Source organism: Stenotrophomonas sp. RG-453, assembly GCF_033843685.1.
Classification (GTDB): Bacteria; Pseudomonadota; Gammaproteobacteria; order Xanthomonadales; family Xanthomonadaceae; genus Stenotrophomonas; species Stenotrophomonas bentonitica_A.
In genome coordinates this window covers 584,243-602,236 of sequence record NZ_JAMYED010000002.1, presented here as the reverse complement: position 1 = coordinate 602,236, position 17,994 = coordinate 584,243, and the positions used below count along the sequence as shown (strand labels likewise).

The window sequence follows — 17,994 nt, the reverse complement described above, 5'->3', positions numbered from 1 at the left end:
ACGCCCAAAGCGAATCGATCCCCGCCTGAAGCGCGCCGGGGCACATCTCCAACGGCTGCCGGCCAGCGGCCGGCACTACCATGCCCGTCCGGTGGGGGGCTGAAGCTCCTCCAGCAACACAGTTGCTGCTGGCGATGGCCCAGCTGATCATCGCGCTGGATTCCACGATCATCTTCGTCGCCCTGCACGAGATGGGCACGCAGCTGCAGATCAATGCCCAGCAGCTGCAGTGGATCGTCAGTGGCTATACGGTGGCCTTCGGCGGCTGCCTGCTGCTTGGCGGCCGTGCGGCCGATCTGCTGGGCCGACGCCGTATCTATCGGCTCGGCATGGCGCTGTTCGCGCTGGCCTCGCTGGTGGGTGGGTTCAGCAACAGTGCGTGGCTGCTGATCGCCGCCCGCGCGGTGCAGGGCATCGGCGCGGCGCTGCTGTTCCCGGCCACGCTGGCGCTGATCAACACGATCTACGCCGAAGGCGCGCCGCGCAACCGCGCGCTGGCGATCTGGTCGATGGCCAGTGCGGGCGGCCTGGCCTTGGGCACCCTGCTCGGTGGCGTGCTCACCCAGAGCTTCGGGTGGGCCTCGGTACTGCTGGTGATCGTCCCCTTCGCCGGTGGCTGCGCGCTGCTGGGCGGCTGGTGGCTGCCGCGCGATCCCGCGCCGCTGGCGGGCCGCTCGTTCGATCTGGCCGGCTGTGTCACGGTGACCCTCGGCGGCAGCCTGCTGGTCACCACGCTGGTGCAGGGCCCGGAGTGGGGCTGGCTGGCGCCGCGCACGCTGATCTGTCTGGTGGTATCGGCGGTGATGCTGGCCGCCTTCGTGCAGATCGAACGCCGCAGCCGCGACCCGCTGATGCAGTTCTCGCTGCTGCGCCTGCGCAGCCTGCGTGCGGCGATGCTGCTGACCATGCTGTTCATGAGCAGCTACGGCGTGCAGTACTACTTCCTGGCGCTGTATTACCAGGATGGCTACGGCTGGAGTGCGCTGCAGGCTGGCCTGGCGTTTCTGCCACCCACCCTGGTGTGCACCTTCGGCATCCGCATCGCCGAGCGCATGCTTGCGCAGCGTTCGCCGCGCCAGGTGCTGGCGGTGGGCATGCTGGCCGGTGCGATCGGCATCGCCGCGGTCGCCGTTGCGTTGCCGTATGGCGCGACCTACTGGGCGCTGCTGCCGGGCATCGTGGTGCTCAGCCTCGGCCAGGGCATCACCTGGACCTCGATGTGGATCGTGGCCGGGCAGGGCGTGCCGGCCGCGCAGCAGGGCGTGGCCTCGGGCATGGCCGCCACCGCGCAGCAGATCGGCGGTGCGCTGGGCCTGGCGCTGCTGGTGATGGTGGCCAACGCCGGTCGTGGCAGCGCCGGTGCCAGCAGCGACGCGGCCCTGCAGGGCATGATCCACGCGCAGTACGGTGCGGCACTGTTCGCGTTGCTGGGCGTGGGCGTGGCGCTGTGGCTGCGGCCGCAGCAGGACCGTGCAGCGCCCACGCCGGTGTGCGCGGGCGAAGGGTGAATCGATCACCAAGCCTTACCCAGGCGGCAGTGCGTCCAGTTGCGGCTGCAGGGCGGTGAAGATCCGCGCCAGGCGCTGTGCCCACGCCTGCTGGCCAGCGGCATCGGCAATCAGGTCCTGGCGGATCTCCAGCTCCACGTGCACCAGCCCGCGGCCTTCGCCATGCACCGGCACGGCGTAGTCGCTGGTGCTGCTGACGGCGTAGGGCTGGTTGTCGCCCACCACCAGGTCGCCTTCATCGCGCAGCGCCTGCAGCAGGGGAAGCGCGAATCGCGTGTCGCGGTGGTACAGCACGCCGGCATGCCAAGGCCGCGCAGCGTCATTCATCACCGGGGTGAAGCTGTGCATCATCACCAGCACCGTCGGCCGGGCCTGCGCGTGGCGGGTATCGAGCTCGGCATCGATGCGCGCATGGTAGGGCGCGTGGATCGCGTCGATGCGCTGCTGTCGCTGCGCCACTGTCAGGCGCTGATTGCCGGGAACGACGGTAAGGTCACTGACCGCCGGCATCAGCGTGGGCGAAGCCAACGGCCGGTTGCAGTCGATCACCAGCCGCGAATATGTCTGCGTGATCGCCCAGGCATCCAGCAGCCGTGCCAGTTCCACGGTGACCCCGGCGATGCCGATGTCCCAGCCGATGTGGCGGTCCAGCTCGGCCTGCGGCAGGCCGAGATCGTCCAATGCGGCCGGAACCTGCCGGCCGGCGTGGTCGGCGATCAGCATGAAGGACGAACGGCCCTGCGCCTGATGCACGGTAAACGCGGCCGGGTCGGCCGGCCCGAGCAGTGATGCGCCGGTATGTGGATGGAACAGCGAATCAGCCACGCGGGGTCCCGTCCAGGTGGTGTTCGATCATCCACAGCCCGGCCCACAGCTTGGCATCCAGCTCGTAGCCCTGGCCCATCTTTTCGACCAGCCACGCCGCGGCGCGGGCGCGGGGAATCTCGTGCACGGTGATGTCTTCGCTGGCATCGCCGCCGCCTTCACCGACCTTGCGCAGGCCGGTGGCACGCACGAAGGCGATCTTCTCGCTGCTGGCACCGGAGGAGGTCGGGCCGATCATCAGCACTTCAGCGTGGTCGGCGGTCCAGCCGGTTTCTTCCTCCAGCTCGCGCACCGCCGAGACCTCGATGGATTCACCGGCATCGATGTCGCCGACCAGGCCGGCGGGCATTTCGATGGTCCTGGCCTGCAGCGGTATGCGGAACTGCTCGACGAACAGCACGGTGTCTTCGGGGGTGACCGCAATGATGATCGCGGCCAGGCCACCGGCGTGGGTACGCTCGCTGTATTCCCACGTGCCGCGCACGACCATGCGCTGGTACTTGCCTTCAAAAACGACCTTGGGGGCTTGCGTATCGGGGCTCATGCGAACTCGCTGGCAACGGAAGAGGAATCGGACAGGCCGGCGGCGGCGAACAGGCGGCGCCGGGTCAACGGGCCGAAACGCAGCGCATCGCACAGGCCCTGCAGCATCTGTGCATCGGCCACGCCCCGGCTGAAATCGGCAGCGGCGCCCTCCAGCGGCGCATCCAGCGCGATGGTGGTCAGCTGACGCCACAGCAGCGCATGCTCGCGTTGTTCGCGCAGGCGCACGGCCATCTGCGCGGCACCGCGCAGGCGCAGGAACGGCACTTCATCCAGGCGCTCATACAGCACGTCCAGGCTGCCGAAGTGGGCCAGCAGCACGGCGGCAGACTTGGCACCCACGCCGGTCACGCCGGGGATGTTGTCGACCGCATCGCCGCACAGCGCCAGGTAGTCGGCGATCTGGTGCGCATGCACGCCGTGGCGCGCCTTGACCCCGGCCATGCCCCAGCGCTGGTTGCGTGCGTAGTCCCACTGTTCGTCATGCTCGAACAGCAGCTGCGAAAGATCCTTGTCGGCGGAGATGATCACCCCGCGCATGCCGGCGTCGCGGCGTGCGTGCAGGGCGCTGCCGATCAGGTCATCGGCCTCGTATTCGTGGTGGGCCAGCACCGCCAGGCCCAGCGCGGTGCACAGCGCCTTGCAGTGCGCGAACTGGCGGCGCAGCGCATCGGGCGCGGGATCGCGGTTGGCTTTGTAGGCAGCGTAGATCCGGTGGCGGAAACAGCTGTCCAACGCTTCATCAAAGGCGATGGCGATGTTGGCCGGGCGCTCGCGTTCGAGCAGGTCGAGCAGGAAGCGCGCGAAGCCGTGCACGGCATTGGTCGGCCAGCCCTGCTGGTCCTGGAATTCGTCGGGCATCGAATGCCACGCGCGGAACACATACAGGCTGGCATCGACCAGATACAGCGGCGCACGCAGCGGCGGCGGGGGCATGCCCGGGCCGGCGGGAAGGGCGGACATCTCAGCCCTCCCAGTCCTGCAGCAGCGCGGCCGGGTCCGGTCGCTCACGCTCGGGTACCTCGGTTTTCGGGGTGCCGATATGGATGAAGCCGGCGATCTGCTCGCCCTCGGCCAAGCCCAGGCGGGCATGCACGGCCGGGTCGAACGCCATCCACGCGGTCAGCCACTGCGCCCCGAAGCCCAGCGCCTGGGCGGCCTGCAGCAAGGCAAAGCAGACGCAGCCGGCGGTCATCAGCTGCTCTGCCTCGGGCACCTTGGGGCTCGGGCGCGGGCTGGCGATGACGGTGATGATCAGCGGGGCGTGGGAGAAACGCTGGCGATCCTTGTCCAACTGGGCCGGCGAGACCTGGGGGTCGCGCTGGACGGCGCGCTCGGCCAGGAACGCACCCAGACTGTGACGCGCATCGCCGGCGATCCGCAGGAAGCGGTAAGGCACCAGCTTGCCGTGGTCGGGCACCCGCACGGCCGAGGTCAGCATCCGCAGCAGGGTGGCCGGGTCGGGGCCGGGTTCACCCAGTTGCTTGGCGGGGACCGAACGGCGTGCATCCAGGGCGTGCAAGGCGGAGGGGACGGACATGGGTTCTCAATCAGACTTAACGATGCCCCGATTATAGTCGCGACCGTTTGTGACACGGCCTCGGACGATCTCGGTGCAATTTGCGACAAAACGTGATGAACATCACCTAATCAGCGGACTTCCTTCACGTGGCTGTACTCGCTTCCACGGCCTGCTGCGCTTACGATACAAAGCCTGCCGGGCCACCGGTGATGAGGTTTAAAGTGTCGACTGCTTCACTGTCTTTGATCGGTCGGCCGGCCTACCATCCGAGCGTGGGCGCATGGGGTGCGCCGGCGTTCGTTGTATCCATGTTGTACTCAGTGCCTGCGAGGGTGGGGAGCCTTTTCGCATGATCGCCACGCCCAATGTAGGGGGGCACCCGGGCCGTGACCCGGCGTTGTTGAAGATGGCCCGCGAGGCCGTGCTGCCAGGGCTGGTCGAGTCGTTCTCGACGGTGCTGGCGCGCTTTGACGATGTGTTGTTCGACCGTGCCGGTGACGCCGGCGCGTCGCAGTTGCTGTTCCTGGATGGCATGCGCGAGCTGCGCCGCCGCCGGGACGACATCGTGGCCGGCTTCAGCACCCACCTGGCCCAGGCCTGGGAAGCGCTGGAGCGGGGTGAACCGCTGTCGGCCGAGGCCACCCTGGCCGGGCAGGTCGAGGACGGGCTGAGCCTGGTGCCCGAGCATGTCCTGGAATCCCGCTTGGCGGTGCGCAACTTCGCCACCGTGCTGCTGCGTGACTTCAAACCGGTGCTGTCGCGGCTGGACCGCCGCCTCGGCCTGATCGCCGGCGCGCTGGAGCTGCAGGCCGATACCAATCCGATCAGTCCCGAGCATCTGGGTGTTGCCATCCACGAGGCCTTTGCCGACTGTGAACTGGCCCCGGAAGTGCGCCTGGTGTTGATCAAGCTGTGCGAGCGCGATCTGCAGCAGCCGATCGGCAAGCGTTACGAGTACCTGGATGAACAACTGGCCGCTGCGGGCGTGATGCCGCAGATGGCCGCGCGCCGGCCGGCGCCGCGTGCACCCTCGCCGCCGCCGCGCGACGAGCGCGATGGATTTGATGGCTTCCAGGCCGAGGCCGGCATGGGATCGGCGGGCGAAGAAAGCCAGGCACCGGCCTGGGCGCGTCGCTTCGCCGACCGCTGGGCCGAGAGCCGGGGCCGCCTCCAGGGCGGCGGACAGGCCGGGTACGAAGGGCCGGGCGAGGGCGGTGACAGCCTCGGCGGCAACCAGGGCATGCTGCTTGATGCCCTGCACGAACTGCTGCAGCAGACCCGCCATGTGCGCGAGGACGCCACCTCGGCGGCCAGCGTCGCGGTGGGCCAGCAGCGCCCGTTGAGCCAGCGCGAGATGATGTCGGTGCTGTCGCTGCTGCAGGCCACGCCTAGCGCGACCCTGCGTGCGGCGATCGGCGAAGACGGCGAATCGCTGGCGCAGCGCCTGAAAAGTGAAGTGCTGTCCGGTGCGACCCGGCTGGGGGTCGACCCCGCGCAGGCCCGGCTGGACCCGCAGGACGAGGACGCGATCGATCTGGTCGGCATGCTGTTCGATGTGATGCTCGACGAGCGCGACCTGGAAGGCCGCTCGCGCGAGCTGATCGGCCGGCTGGTGGTGCCCTTCGTCAAGGTCGCCATGCTCGATCGCCGCATGTTCGTGCAGAAGACCCACCCGGCGCGCAAGCTGCTCAACTCGCTGGCCGAAGCCTGCGAAGGCAATACCGGCGAGAGCCAGGCCGAGCGCGTGCTGATGGGCAAGGTCGAAGAAATCATCGAGCGGCTGGTGGCCGAGTTCAATGAGAACCTGGCGATCTTCCTGACCCTGGAAGAAGAATTCCGCGAGTTCCTGACGCAGCATCGTCGCCGGATCGAGATCGCCGAGCGCCGGGCCGCCGAGACCCAGCGCGGCCAGGAAAAGCTGGAGATGGCGCGCCAGCGCGCCACTACCGAACTGGACCGCCGTATTGGCGATACCACGTTGCCGCAGGCCATCGGCGAGTTCCTGCGCCAGCCCTGGCAGCACCACCTGACCCTGACCGTGCTGCGCGAAGGCGAAGACGGGGCGTCGGTCGGTGAGGCGCTGAGCCTGGCCGATGGCATGCTGGAGGAAGTGGCCGAGGCCCGCCGCCATATCGTCGGCAAGCCGTGGCTGCAGGCCTGGCATCCCGCGCTGCGCAAGGTGTTCGCCAGCGTGGGGGTACACGCCGATGCAGCCACCAGTGCCATCGACGCGCTGCACGACACCCTGCAGGGCATCGCCGAATCGCGCCCGGAGCTTGAGCGCGCGCTGCCCGAACTGCCGCAGGTGGCGCTGCCCTCGCCACCGGCCCAGGAATCGCCATCGGTGGAGCTGGGCAGCAAGGTGGATGTCAGCGATTTCGACAATGCCGATGCCGACCGCTTCCGCGGCCTGGAGATCGGCAGCTGGCTGGATTTCGTCGACAAGGACGGCAAGGTCCAGGCGGGCAAGCTGTCCTGGGTGAGCCCGATTTCCCAGCGCCTGCTGTTCGTCAACCGGCGCGGCGTGCGGTTCTGCGTGGCCTCGCCGGAAGAACTGGCGGTGATGGTGCGCCTGGGTCGCCTGCGCGCGCATATCGACGATGGGGCCTTCGACAGTGCCATGCAGGGCGTGATCGATCGCCTGGATACCAGGAACGCCACCGTGCATTGACCCCGGGGCCACTCTGGCCTGACGATCAGGTTACGATCAGCCCACAATCCGCTGATCGTCGGGGACAGGCATGGCTGTCGAGGTGTTGGTGGTAAAGGAACATGCGCCGGGAGAACGGCGCGTGGCGATGACGCCGGAAACGGCGCGCAAATTGATCGCGCTGGGGGCGAGCGTCGCATTCGAGTCCGGTGCCGGGGTAGCGTCGGGCTTCCCCGATGCGGTGTATCAGGACGTGGGCGCGCAGCCCGCCGATGACACCCGCCTGGCCCAGGCCGACCTGGTGCTGTGCGTGCAGCCTCCATCCAATGACCGTCTGGCCCGGCTGAAAGCCGTTTCCAGCCTGATCGGCATGCTGCATCCGCAGGCCGACGCCGAGCGTGCCGGTCTTATCCAGTCGCGCGGCCTGCAGGCCTTCCCGCTGGAGCGCTTGCCGCGCACCACGCGGGCGCAATCGATGGACGTGCTCAGTTCGCAGGCCGGCATGGCCGGTTACAAAGCCACGTTGATCGCCGCCCAGCGTGCGCCGCGCTTCTTCCCGATGCTCACCACCGCCGCCGGCACGATCCGTCCGTCCAAGGTGCTGGTGGTCGGTGCGGGTGTGGCCGGCCTGCAGGCGATTGCTACCGCCCGCCGTCTCGGCGCGCAGGTGGAAGGCTTCGATGTGCGTCCGGAAACCCGCGAGCAGATCGAGTCGCTGGGCGGCAAATTCCTTGACCTGGGCGTGAGCGCGGTCGGCGAAGGTGGTTACGCGCGGCCGCTGACCGATGAGGAACGGGCCGAGCAGCAGCGCCGCCTGGGCGAGCACCTGCGCACGGTGGACGTGGTTATCTGTACCGCCGCCGTGCCCGGCCGGCCCGCGCCGAAAATCGTCAGCACCGCGATGGCGCGTGGCATGAAACCGGGCAGCGTGATCGTCGATCTCGCCGCGGAAACCGGCGGCAACTGCGAAGCCACCCAACCGGGCGAGGTGGTGGATCTGGACGGCGTGCTCATCGACGGCCCGCTCAACCTGGCCAGCCAGGGCGCGGTGCATGCCAGCGAGATGTACGCCCGCAACGTCTACAACTTCGTCGCGCTGTTCCTGAAAGACGGCGCCGTCACCTTCGACTGGGACGACGAACTGCTCGCGAAAACCCGCTGGGTCGCCGCCTGAAAAACGGGGACGGGGGTAGTGAATAACTACCCCCGTCCCCGTTGTTGGTCGTTGCTTCAGTGCTTCAGTGCTTCGGCGCTTCAGCGCTTGGACGGCGGCGCAGCAGGGGCGGGGTTGGCCTTCAGCCACGCCTTGCGTTCGTCCGGCGTCATCCGCGCCCAGCGGTCGCGCAGCGCCTGCCGTTGCTCAGGGCTCATGCTGCGCATCTGACCGAACAGTGCGCGCGCCTGTTCGCGTTGCTCCGGCGTCATGTTCTCGAAACGGTGGCGGCCCCGCTGCGCCTGCGCGCGTTGCTCCGGGGTCATGGCCAGCCAGCGCTGGCCGTGCTGCAGCATGCGTTCGCGCTGGGGCGCCGGGGCGTCGTTCCAGCGGTCACGCACCGGCGCGATCAACGCCTCACGCTGCTGCGGGCTCAATGTGTCCCAGTCCGGCAGCGGGGCGGTCTGTGCCCAGCCGGCCGCACTCAGCGTCAGCAATACCAGCCCGAGGGACAGTCGCAGTTTCATCATCACTCCATTGCCAGGTCGGTACTGCCCAGCCACACATACAGATCGGGATTCTCGTCGAGGACATCGCTGCTGTCATCGGTGGCGCTCGCCATCACCGGTGCCGGCGGGGCACTCGATTCGCCCAGGAGGAAACTGTAGCCCAAGGCGAGGGCGACCACCGCCGAACAGGCCGTCGCCATCCACCACGACGGTGCATGCCGCTTGGGCGGTGAGGCCGCATGGCGCGCGTTGCGCAGCCGCGCCAGCGTGGTCGGCGAGAGCGTATCCAGCGCCTGCGCATGCAGCTGCCGCAGGGCGGCATCGTCAGGCATCGAAGGGGGCAGGGGGCGGTTCACAGGGCGATCTCCAGAGACTGCTGCAGCGCTTGGCGGGCGCGCGAAAGATGGGTTTTGACCGCGCCTTCGCTGCAGCCCATGGCCTTGGCCGTGGTGGCGCCATCCAGGTCCTGCAGCACGCGCAGGGTGAAGGCCTCGCGCTGGCGCGCAGGCAACTCCCGCAGCGCCTGCACCAGTTGTGCGTAATGATCGCGCTGCTCATGGGCCTGAGCCGGACCGGGGGCGCTGTCGGCCCAGTCGATATCGTGGTCGCTGCCGGCCTCGTCGCTGCTGCGCCAGAACTTCAGGCGGAAGCCACGGCGGCGCTGCAGGTCGACCACGCGGCGGCGCAGGATGCTCCAGAACAACGGCGCCCATTCGGCGGCGGGTTTGTCGCGATAGCCGAGCATCTTCAACATGCTGTCCTGCACCGCATCCAGCGCGTCCTCGCGCTGGCGCAGGCCCGCTTCGGCGAAGCGGAACGCGCGCGGGCCGATGCCGGCCAGGAAGGCGTCCAGCGACACCGGCAGCGCCACCTCGGGCGTGGCGGGCAGGTCGGCATCCGTCGACGGTAGGGGAGAGCTCACCAGCACAGGGTAGCGTTCCGGCAGGGGGATACCGTGAGAACGCCCCAGGGCGGGCGCGGTTGACCGGCCTGCCCGATTGGTTCAGCGCATGGTTATGATGCAGGGGACGGGATGACCGCCTGGGAGAGTGACTGCAATGAGCGACGGGTTCGTGGCGTTGTATATCTTCATGCTGGCCGCCATTGCCGGCCACGTGATCATTTCGCGGGTGCCGGTGATCCTGCATACCCCCCTGATGTCCGGGTCCAACTTCATCCACGGCATCGTGCTGATCGGCGCGATGGTGGTGCTGGGGCACGCGCAGACGCCGCTGGAGAAGATCATCGGGTTCATCGCGGTGGTCCTGGGCGCCGGCAACGCAGCCGGCGGCTACGTGGTGACCGAACGCATGCTGGACATGTTCAAGCCCAGCGCCAAGCGCGACGCCGGGGAGAAGGCGCCTTGAACGTGACCACCGCGCAGCTGCTGCAATGGCTGGTCCAGGTGAGCTACCTGGTCGCCGCGACCCTGTTCCTGCTTGGCCTGCAGCGCATGGCCTCGCCGATGACCGCGCGCAGCGGTATCCGCTGGGCCGGCCTGGGCATGCTGATCGCCACGGTGGCGACGTTCTTCCTGCCGGAGCTGCACAACATTCCGCTGATCCTGGCGGCGGTGGCGATCGGCACCGGCGTGGCCTGGTGGTCGGCCAAGCGCGTGGCGATCACCGACATGCCGCAGATGGTGGCGCTCTACAACGGCATGGGCGGTGGCTCGGCGGCGGCGATCGGTGCGGTCGAACTGCTGCGCTTCTCGTTCCTGACCAACCGCGATACCACCCATTGGAGCGAGCAGGCGCTGGCCGACCTCGCCGCGCGCCAGCCGTCGGCAACGGTGCTGGCGCTGGCCGTGATCGGTTCGGCGATCGGTGCGGTGTCGCTGTCCGGCTCGATCATCGCCTGGGCCAAGCTGGACGGTCGACTCGACCGGCGCGTCACCTTCCCCGGGCAGCAGGTGTTCAACCTGCTGGTCGCGCTGGCGATGGTGGTGCTGGGCATCTGGGCGGCGGTCACGCTGAGCCCGGTGGCGATCATCAGCTTCTTCGTGGTCGCACTCGCACTGGGCGTGCTGATGACGCTGCCGATCGGCGGCGCCGACATGCCGGTGGTGATCTCGCTGTACAACGCGTTTACCGGCCTGGCGGTGGCGTTCGAAGGCTATGTGCTCGGCAACGAGGCGCTGATCATCGCCGGCATGATGGTCGGCGCGGCCGGCATTCTGCTGACGCGGTTGATGGCCAAGGCGATGAACCGGCCGATCAGCGGCGTGCTGTTCTCCAATTTCGGGGGCGGCGGCGTGGCGCAGGAAATCAGCGGCGCGCAGAAGCCGATCGAGGCCAGCGATGTCGCCGCGATGCTGGCCTTCGCCGAGCGCGTGGTGATCGTGCCTGGCTACGGCATGGCCGTGGCCCAGGCCCAGCACAAGGTGTGGGAACTGGCGCAGCGCCTGATCGATCGCGGCATCAAGGTGAAGTTCGCGATCCACCCGGTCGCCGGGCGCATGCCGGGGCACATGAACGTGCTGCTGGCCGAAGCGGGCGTGCCCTACGACCTGATCGCCGACATGGACGACATCAACCCCGAGTTCCCGAACACCGACGTGGTGCTGGTGATCGGCGCCAACGACGTGGTCAACCCGGTCGCGCGCACGGATCCGGCCAGCCCGATCTACGGCATGCCGATCCTGGACGTGGTCAACGCCCGCAACGTGGTGGTGATCAAGCGCGGCAAGGGCACCGGCTTTGCCGGCATCGAGAATGCGCTGTTCTATGCCGACAACGCCCGGATGCTGTACGGCGATGGCGCCGGTGCGGCGAGCGCGTTGGTCAGCGAACTGAAGGCCCTCGACGGCGGCCATTGAACACAGCGGTAGTGCCGGCCGCTGGCCGGCTCCCGCGATGCATCAGTAACCCGGTAGTGCCGGCCGCTGGCCGGCTCCCGCGATGCATCAGCAACCCGGTAGTGCCGGCCGCTGGCCGGCTCCACGCAACGCGTGAATACCAATGCGTCTTCGCCCAAGCGTCATGAAGAGCCGGCCAGCGGCCGGCACTACCAATACCCGGGATTCAGCGACCCGAAGCATCCGTCGATACCCGGGATGCGGCGACCCGAAGCCTCCGTGGGGCGGTTACTTCGCCACCCACCAGCCGATCACCAGCGCCACGCCCAGCCACAGCCATTCCACCGCGCCGTTGGCCAGGCCGCTCAGCGTCCAGGCCAGATAGGGCCCCATGCGCAACGCTGATTCCCACGGGGTGAGCCCCATCGAGCCGCCCAGGTAGGCCGAGGCGATCCCCCAGTTGGCCGCCAGCGCAACCAGCACGGTGGCCAGCACGGTCAGCACCACCCGGGGGGCACCGGCGCGCAGGGTGCCCAGGCGCAGCATGAACGCGATCTCCAGCGCGGCCACAACCGCCATCCAGCTGGCCTGGCGGCCAGTGAGCAGGGCGATGAACAACCAGGCCAGCGTGGCCGTGACAACACCAAGCAGAAACAGCGGGGGCCAGAGCCAGTGGCGGCTCCGGACAGGCACGGACGTGGGCGACATGCAATCTTCCTGTAAGTCCCCACAGGATACCGGCTTGCGGGGTGACCGGCGCGTGGGCGGCCACTGGGCTAAAATGGTCGCCTTGCGGGAATTGGCCGCGACCCCCATATCGATCCACATGTATTCCCGTAGCAGTGAACCTGTCCACTTCGAACGCGACTGCGAGGCCGTCATGGTCCCGCAGGGCGAAACGGTCACGCTGCCCGCTGGCAGCTATGGCTATATCACCCAGGCCCTGGGTGGCAGCTATACCGTCTTTGTCGAAGGCAATCTTTTCCGCATCGCCGGCAAGGATGGCGACGCCATCGGCAAGGAAGCGCCCCCGGCGCTGGAACTGCCCGCCGATGCCTCCGACGAGGAGGTCGAAAAACTGGTGTGGCAGCAGCTGCGCACCTGCTTCGATCCGGAGATCCCCTTCAACATCGTCGATCTGGGGCTGGTCTATGAAGTGGACCTCAAGCACCTGGACGACGGCCAGCGCGAGGTCGACATCAAGATGACCCTCACTGCGCCCGGCTGCGGCATGGGCGAGATCCTCGTCGATGACGTGCGCAGCAAGCTGGAAATGATCCCGACGGTGGCCGAGGCCGACGTCGAGCTGGTGTTCGACCCGCCGTGGGGCCGTCACATGATGTCCGAGGCCGCCCGGCTCGAAACCGGCATGCTGTAACCGCCCATCGCCAGCCGGCGTCACGGCGTTCCCCGTAACCAGAACAGGAAATATCCGGTGTCCCAGTCTTCCGTGAGCTTCAACACCACCCGTTCCGCCCAGCCGCGCAGCAGCGAGGAGCGTGAGCGCATCCTGGCCGCCCCCGGTTTTGGTCTGCACTTCACCGATCACATGGTGGAAGTGCGTTGGGACAAGGACACCGGCTGGCACGATGCCGTGGTGCGCCCGTACGGTCCGCTGCAGCTGGACCCGGCCGCCGCGGTGCTGCATTACGGCCAGGAAATCTTCGAGGGCATCAAGGCCTACCGCCACGCCGACGGCTCGATCTGGACCTTCCGCCCGGAGGCCAACGGCCGCCGCCTGCAGCGTTCGGCCCAGCGCCTGGCGCTGCCGGAACTGCCGGTGGAGATCTTCGTCGAATCGCTCAAGCAGCTGATCGCCGTGGATGCGTCGTGGGTGCCCTCGGCCGACGAATCCAGCCTGTACTTCCGTCCCTTCATGATCGGCGATGAAGCCTTCCTCGGCGTGCGCGGCGCGCACAAGGCCGGCTACTACGTCATCGCCAGCCCGGCCGGCCCGTACTTCGCCAAGGGCGTGGCGCCGGTCGCGATCTGGCTGTCCACCGAGTACGCGCGCGCAGGCAAGGGCGGCACCGGCGCGGCCAAGTGCGGTGGCAACTACGCCGCCTCGCTGCTGCCGCAGCAGAAGGCGCAGGCACAGGGCTGCTCGCAGGTGCTGTTCCTGGACCCGGTCGAGGGCAAGTACCTGGAAGAACTGGGCGGCATGAACGTGTTCCTGGTCTACAAGGACGGCACCCTGGTGACCCCGGCGCTGTCGGGCAGCATCCTGGAAGGCATCACCCGTGAAAGCATCCTGCAGCTGGCCCGCGACCGCGGCATGAAGGTCGAAGAGCGCAAGGTCACCCTTGAGGAGTGGAAGGATGGCGTGACCTCCGGCGAGATCGTGGAAGCGTTCGCCTGCGGTACCGCTGCGGTGGTCACCCCGATCGGCCAGCTCAAGGGCGAAGGCTTCTCGGTGGGTGACATCAACGCCCCGGCCGGCGAAGTGACGATGTCGCTGCGCAAGGAACTGACCGACATCCAGTACGGCCGCCTGCCGGACCGTCACGGCTGGCTGGTCCGCCTGGACGCCTGAGTCCTCGGGGTCTGAGCGCAAGCATCGAAAACCCGCCTGGCGACAGGCGGGTTTTTTGTTGCCCGTTCGCCACCGCGCCGGTGGTGCTCCCCCAAGACAGGCCGCGCAGCGTTCGACATCGGTAGTGCCGGCCGCTGGCCGGCTCTGCAGCATTCCGCGGAGCCGGCCAGCGGCCGGCACTACGGGCTGGTCGGGAGCCGGCCAGCGGCCGGCACTACTGTCCTGCGGTGGCAGTGGCGTAAGTGATTGATGCGCAAGTGTTGTCCCGCATTTGTCGGTCGCGACAGCCATTTCAGACAATCCGTGGCGCAATCGGACCATCCGAAAGGCCGTGAGCGCCTTCACTTTCACAAACCCTCGACCCGGAAAGTCTCAGATCCGACATTTCATGTCACTGAAGTGCAGCTGAAACATTGTTGATCGGCCAGTCAGCCACTAGCGTCGCGATGGGCGGTTTGATTCAGGGGAACCGATCCACTCACCGGGCCGATCCGCGCCATCGATTGCAGCAGCCCCCGGATCGGACCTGGATTCTCCGCCGCGACGACGGCATTCACTGTCTGAAAGGGAAATCCGATGTCTCATGTCTCGCAACACCGTTTGCGTCAGCGTGCATTGGTTGTACTGGGCGCGTCTGTTCTGTCGACCCTGCTGCTGGCCACCCCGGCCTTCGCCGGCGATGTGCAGTTGAGCGGCCTGTCCTCGGCGCCGACCCATCAGCGCTTCATCGTGAAGTACAAGGATGGCAGCACCGAGGTCGCCACCCCGACCGCGCTGGCCAGTTCGCTCAAGGCCGCCGCGGCGGCGGTACCGGCCGCCCAAGGCCGCGCGCTGGGGCTGCAGAAGCTGCGCCAGCTGGCGATCGGCCCGACCGTGGTCAAGGCCGACCGGCCGCTGGACCGTGCCGAAGCCGAGCTGCTGATGCGCCGCCTGGCCGCCGACCCGAGCGTGGAATACGTCGAGGTCGATCAGCTGATGCAGGCCACCCTGGTGCCCAATGACACCCGGTTCTCCGAACAGTGGGGCTTTGGCACCAGCAATGCCTCGATCAACGTACGCCCGGCCTGGGACAAGGCCACCGGCGCCGGCGTGGTGGTGGCGGTGATCGACACCGGCATCACCAACCACCCCGACCTCAATGCCAACCTCCTGCCCGGCTACGACTTCATCAGCGACGCGGCGATGGCGCGCGACGGCGGTGGCCGCGACAACAACCCCAACGACGAAGGCGACTGGTACGCCGCCAACGAATGCGGCTCGGGCATTCCGGCCTCCAATTCGAGCTGGCACGGCACCCACGTGGCCGGCACCGTCGCGGCGGTGACCAACAACAGCACCGGCGTGGCTGGCACGGCCTTCAATGCCAAGGTCGTGCCGGTGCGCGTGCTCGGCAAGTGCGGCGGCTACACCTCCGACATCGCCGACGCCATCGTCTGGGCCTCTGGCGGCACCGTCAGCGGCGTCCCGGCCAACGCCAACCCGGCCGAAGTGATCAACATGTCGCTCGGTGGCGGTGGCAGCTGCTCCACCACCTACCAGACCGCGATCAACGGCGCCGTCTCGCGCGGCACCACGGTGGTCGTGGCGGCCGGCAACAGCAACACCAACGTCTCCTCCTCGGTACCGGCCAACTGCGCCAACGTCATCGCGGTGGCCGCGACCACCTCGGCCGGCGCCCGCGCCATCTTCTCCAACTACGGCACCGGCATCGACATCTCCGCGCCGGGGCAGGGCATCCTCTCCACCCTCAACAGCGGCACCACGGTACCGGGCAGTGCGTCCTACGCCTCCTACAACGGCACCTCGATGGCGGCACCGCACGTGGCCGGCGTGGTCGCGCTGATCCAGTCCGTCGCGCCCACCGCGCTGAGCCCGGCCGCCATCGAAAGCCTGCTCAAGAGCACCGCACGGCCGTTGCCGGGCGCCTGCTCCGGCGGTTGCGGCGCGGGGATCGTGGACGCCGATGCGGCGGTGACCGCCGCGCTCAACGGCACCGGCCCGGGCCCGGGTACCGGCACCGTGCTGCAGAACAATGTCCCGGTCACGGGCCTGGGCGCCGCCAGCGGTGCCTCGCTGGCCTACACCGTGGCCGTGCCCTCGGGCAGCAGCCAGTTGAAGGTCACCATCGCCGGCGGCAGTGGCGATGCCGATCTGTATGTCCGCAACGGCAGCGCGCCGACCGATACCGTCTACACCTGCCGCCCGTACCTGAGCGGCAACAACGAGACCTGCACGATCCCGTCGCCGGCGGCCGGCACCTGGCATGTGCGGGTGAAGGCCTACTCGACCTTCTCCGGGGTCACCCTGACCGCGCAGTACTGATCGCTTTCCCATCGCACCAACGCAGAACGCCCCGGCATGCCGGGGCGTTCGTTCGATCAACACGCTGCGCCAGGGATTACGCCGCTTCGAACCGGTTCGCGGCGACGTTCTTGCGCACCTGCTCCGGATTCCAGATCCGGCCGTTCATCGCGATGTACACACCGCTCGGCAGCGACTGCACCGCACCGATCGCGCAGCCGATGTTGAACTCCGCATCCGAACCGCGGAACCGTGCCGGGCTCAGCGCGCCGGTCATGACGATGGTCTTGTCGGTGATCGACTTCAGCACCTGGCCCGTCTGCACCATCGAGTCGGTGCCGTGGGTCACCAGCACATGCCGGGTCGGCTGCGCGGCGATCGTCGCCCGGATCAGCTCGCGGTCCTCGTCGGTGATGTGCAGCGAATCCTTGCGCAGGATCGGAATCACGTTGAAACGGAAGGTCACGCCCAGCTCGCGCAGGATCATCCCGATCTGCGGATCACCGATCTGATAGTCCGACTTGTCGTCGAAGTAGATCTTGTCGATCGTGCCACCGGTGGTGATGATCAGTAGTTCTTCCATTGCAAGCATCCTGGGTACCAGACAGAAGGGCACGGAACCGCCGCGCCGACCGGTAGATGATACGGCTGACGCCCGCCCGATGCAGGCTTGCGACGCTACACGGTCAGCCGGTTGTGGTCTTCCGCCCGAAGCGCCGCCGCAGCCCCGGCGCGCTCGCCACCCCGATCACCGCCAGCGCCAGCGCCAGCTCGAGCCACCCCCACAACGCGACCTCCGGGTGGCTCCAGGCGCTCATCACCCCGTGGCTGAACCAGAACAGCGCCAGCACCCCGGCCCAGAACATTGCCTTGCCCCGCCGCACCAGCACGCCCAGCGCCAGCAGCAGCGGCGGCAGGGTGAAGACCAGCTGGCTGGCCAGCCAATGCTTGTCCTGCGCGAACCAGACCGCGAACAGCACCGCCAACGCCACCAGCAGCAGGGCCAGCACGATCTCCTGCGCCCGGGTGCTCACGCCAGCCGCCGTGCGATATCGGCCACCCGCCGCCCCAGCGCCCGCGCCAGGATGCTTTCATCCTCGCTCGGCACCGGGTTGTCGTCCGCCCCGGCCACATGGCTGGCGCCATACGGCGTGCCCCCGGTCGTGGTGTGGCTCAGTGCCGGCTCGGTGAAGGGGATGCCCACGATCAGGCAGCCGTGGTGCAGCAGCGGTACCTGCATCGACAGCAGGGTCGACTCCTGCCCACCGTGCAGCGAGGCCGTGGAGGTGAACACCCCGGCTGGTTTGCCGGCCAGGGTGCCGTTGACCCATTCCGCGCCCAGCCCGTCCAGGAAGTGCTTCACCGGCGCGGCCATGTTGCCGAACCGGGTCGGGCTGCCCAGCAGCAGCCCCGTGCACTCGGCCAGATCGGCCACGCTCACATACGGCGCACCGTCTTCGGGCACCGGGGGCAGGGCCGTCTGTGTCACCGCGGCCACCGGCGGCACCGTGCGCAGCCGCGCGCTCATGCCCGGCACCTCGCCGATGCCGCGCGCAATCTGGCGGGCAAGCCGTGCCACTGAACCGCCACGGCTGTAATACAGCACCAGGATCTCCGCCATTTCGCTTTCATCTCGTTGCGTCCGATGCAGGC

General features: G+C 68.2%; 19 protein-coding genes. 8 read left to right on the top strand and 11 right to left on the bottom strand.

Annotated elements, in window-relative coordinates; all coding sequences use genetic code 11:
* Nucleotides 1-80 precede the first annotated feature (80 nt).
* Entirely contained in the window at nt 81-1,508 is a 1,428-nt protein-coding gene (locus NJD74_RS05525; protein ID WP_319623807.1) for an MFS transporter, read from the top strand.
* Nucleotides 1,509-1,523: 15 nt separating this feature from the next.
* Here the strand turns inward: NJD74_RS05525 and NJD74_RS05520 are convergent, their stop codons facing one another.
* Genes NJD74_RS05520 through NJD74_RS05505 form a run of 4 tightly spaced genes read right to left on the bottom strand, consistent with a single transcriptional unit; the run spans nt 1,524 to nt 4,416 of the window.
* The gene (locus NJD74_RS05520; RefSeq protein WP_319623806.1) at nt 1,524-2,333 is read right to left on the bottom strand and encodes an N-formylglutamate amidohydrolase; all 810 of its coding nucleotides are present in this window, start codon (nt 2,331-2,333) and stop codon (nt 1,524-1,526) included.
* Nucleotides 2,326-2,877 carry an NUDIX hydrolase gene (locus NJD74_RS05515; RefSeq protein WP_019182404.1) on the bottom strand — a complete coding sequence of 184 codons (552 nt, stop codon included), beginning with the start codon at nt 2,875-2,877 and terminating at the stop codon, nt 2,326-2,328. Before NJD74_RS05515 ends, NJD74_RS05520 begins: the two co-directional genes overlap by 8 nt.
* A complete protein-coding gene (locus NJD74_RS05510; protein WP_237393507.1) occupies nt 2,874-3,839 on the bottom strand; it encodes a 5'-3' exonuclease H3TH domain-containing protein in 966 nt (321 codons plus the stop codon). Before NJD74_RS05510 ends, NJD74_RS05515 begins: the two co-directional genes overlap by 4 nt.
* A 1-nt stretch (nt 3,840) precedes the next feature.
* Nucleotides 3,841-4,416, bottom strand: a complete 576-nt coding sequence (locus tag NJD74_RS05505; RefSeq protein WP_070426669.1) for a nitroreductase — start codon at nt 4,414-4,416, stop codon at nt 3,841-3,843.
* A gap of 331 nt (nt 4,417-4,747) precedes the next feature.
* Here NJD74_RS05505 and NJD74_RS05500 point away from each other — a divergent pair, with 331 nt between their 5' ends.
* Both NJD74_RS05500 and NJD74_RS05495 read left to right on the top strand, forming a co-directional pair.
* Entirely contained in the window at nt 4,748-7,069 is a 2,322-nt protein-coding gene (locus tag NJD74_RS05500) for a DUF1631 domain-containing protein (RefSeq protein WP_319623805.1), read from the top strand.
* 70 nt (nt 7,070-7,139) lie between these two features.
* Entirely contained in the window at nt 7,140-8,222 is a 1,083-nt protein-coding gene (locus NJD74_RS05495; RefSeq protein WP_319623804.1) for an NAD(P) transhydrogenase subunit alpha, read from the top strand.
* 80 nt (nt 8,223-8,302) lie between these two features.
* On the opposite strand, the gene NJD74_RS05490 is transcribed toward NJD74_RS05495, so the two are convergent.
* Genes NJD74_RS05490 through NJD74_RS05480 form a run of 3 tightly spaced genes read right to left on the bottom strand, consistent with a single transcriptional unit; the run spans nt 8,303 to nt 9,638 of the window.
* Nucleotides 8,303-8,731: a DUF3106 domain-containing protein gene (locus NJD74_RS05490; RefSeq protein ID WP_102789565.1), complete on the bottom strand. Its 429-nt coding sequence runs from the start codon at nt 8,729-8,731 to the stop codon at nt 8,303-8,305.
* On the bottom strand, nt 8,731-9,042 hold the full coding sequence (locus NJD74_RS05485; protein WP_102789566.1) for a hypothetical protein: 312 nt from the start codon (nt 9,040-9,042) through the stop codon (nt 8,731-8,733). Before NJD74_RS05485 ends, NJD74_RS05490 begins: the two co-directional genes overlap by 1 nt.
* A gap of 20 nt (nt 9,043-9,062) precedes the next feature.
* Nucleotides 9,063-9,638, bottom strand: coding sequence for an RNA polymerase sigma factor (locus NJD74_RS05480; RefSeq protein WP_070471492.1), 576 nt, complete (start codon nt 9,636-9,638; stop codon nt 9,063-9,065).
* 130 nt (nt 9,639-9,768) lie between these two features.
* Between NJD74_RS05480 and NJD74_RS05475 the strand changes: the two genes are divergently transcribed.
* The gene (locus NJD74_RS05475; protein WP_019182396.1) at nt 9,769-10,077 is read left to right on the top strand and encodes an NAD(P) transhydrogenase subunit alpha; all 309 of its coding nucleotides are present in this window, start codon (nt 9,769-9,771) and stop codon (nt 10,075-10,077) included.
* Entirely contained in the window at nt 10,074-11,528 is a 1,455-nt protein-coding gene (locus NJD74_RS05470; RefSeq protein WP_282262583.1) for an NAD(P)(+) transhydrogenase (Re/Si-specific) subunit beta, read from the top strand. The genes NJD74_RS05475 and NJD74_RS05470 overlap by 4 nt, the downstream gene beginning before the upstream one ends.
* A gap of 267 nt (nt 11,529-11,795) precedes the next feature.
* Here the strand turns inward: NJD74_RS05470 and NJD74_RS05465 are convergent, their stop codons facing one another.
* A complete protein-coding gene (locus NJD74_RS05465; RefSeq protein ID WP_019182394.1) occupies nt 11,796-12,215 on the bottom strand; it encodes a hypothetical protein in 420 nt (139 codons plus the stop codon).
* Between the two features lie 118 nt (nt 12,216-12,333).
* Here NJD74_RS05465 and sufT point away from each other — a divergent pair, with 118 nt between their 5' ends.
* From sufT to NJD74_RS05450, 3 genes are all read left to right on the top strand, one after another.
* Complete coding sequence (gene sufT, locus NJD74_RS05460; RefSeq protein ID WP_019182393.1) at nt 12,334-12,885, top strand: putative Fe-S cluster assembly protein SufT; 552 nt, start codon at nt 12,334-12,336, stop codon at nt 12,883-12,885.
* Nucleotides 12,886-12,942: 57 nt separating this feature from the next.
* Nucleotides 12,943-14,040, top strand: a complete 1,098-nt coding sequence (locus tag NJD74_RS05455; protein ID WP_019182392.1) for a branched-chain amino acid aminotransferase — start codon at nt 12,943-12,945, stop codon at nt 14,038-14,040.
* A 576-nt stretch (nt 14,041-14,616) separates the two neighbouring features.
* Nucleotides 14,617-16,362 (top strand): S8 family peptidase, encoded by a 1,746-nt coding sequence (locus NJD74_RS05450; RefSeq protein WP_319623803.1) that lies wholly within the window; start codon nt 14,617-14,619, stop codon nt 16,360-16,362.
* 76 nt (nt 16,363-16,438) lie between these two features.
* On the opposite strand, the gene NJD74_RS05445 is transcribed toward NJD74_RS05450, so the two are convergent.
* From NJD74_RS05445 to wrbA, 3 genes are all read right to left on the bottom strand, one after another.
* Nucleotides 16,439-16,924, bottom strand: coding sequence for an asparaginase domain-containing protein (locus NJD74_RS05445; protein WP_026070231.1), 486 nt, complete (start codon nt 16,922-16,924; stop codon nt 16,439-16,441).
* A 103-nt stretch (nt 16,925-17,027) separates the two neighbouring features.
* The gene (locus NJD74_RS05440; RefSeq protein WP_070471497.1) at nt 17,028-17,375 is read right to left on the bottom strand and encodes a DUF2069 domain-containing protein; all 348 of its coding nucleotides are present in this window, start codon (nt 17,373-17,375) and stop codon (nt 17,028-17,030) included.
* Nucleotides 17,372-17,962 (bottom strand): NAD(P)H:quinone oxidoreductase, encoded by a 591-nt coding sequence (gene wrbA, locus NJD74_RS05435; RefSeq protein ID WP_019186096.1) that lies wholly within the window; start codon nt 17,960-17,962, stop codon nt 17,372-17,374. The genes NJD74_RS05440 and wrbA overlap by 4 nt, the downstream gene beginning before the upstream one ends.
* Between the last annotated feature and the right edge of the window lie 32 nt (nt 17,963-17,994).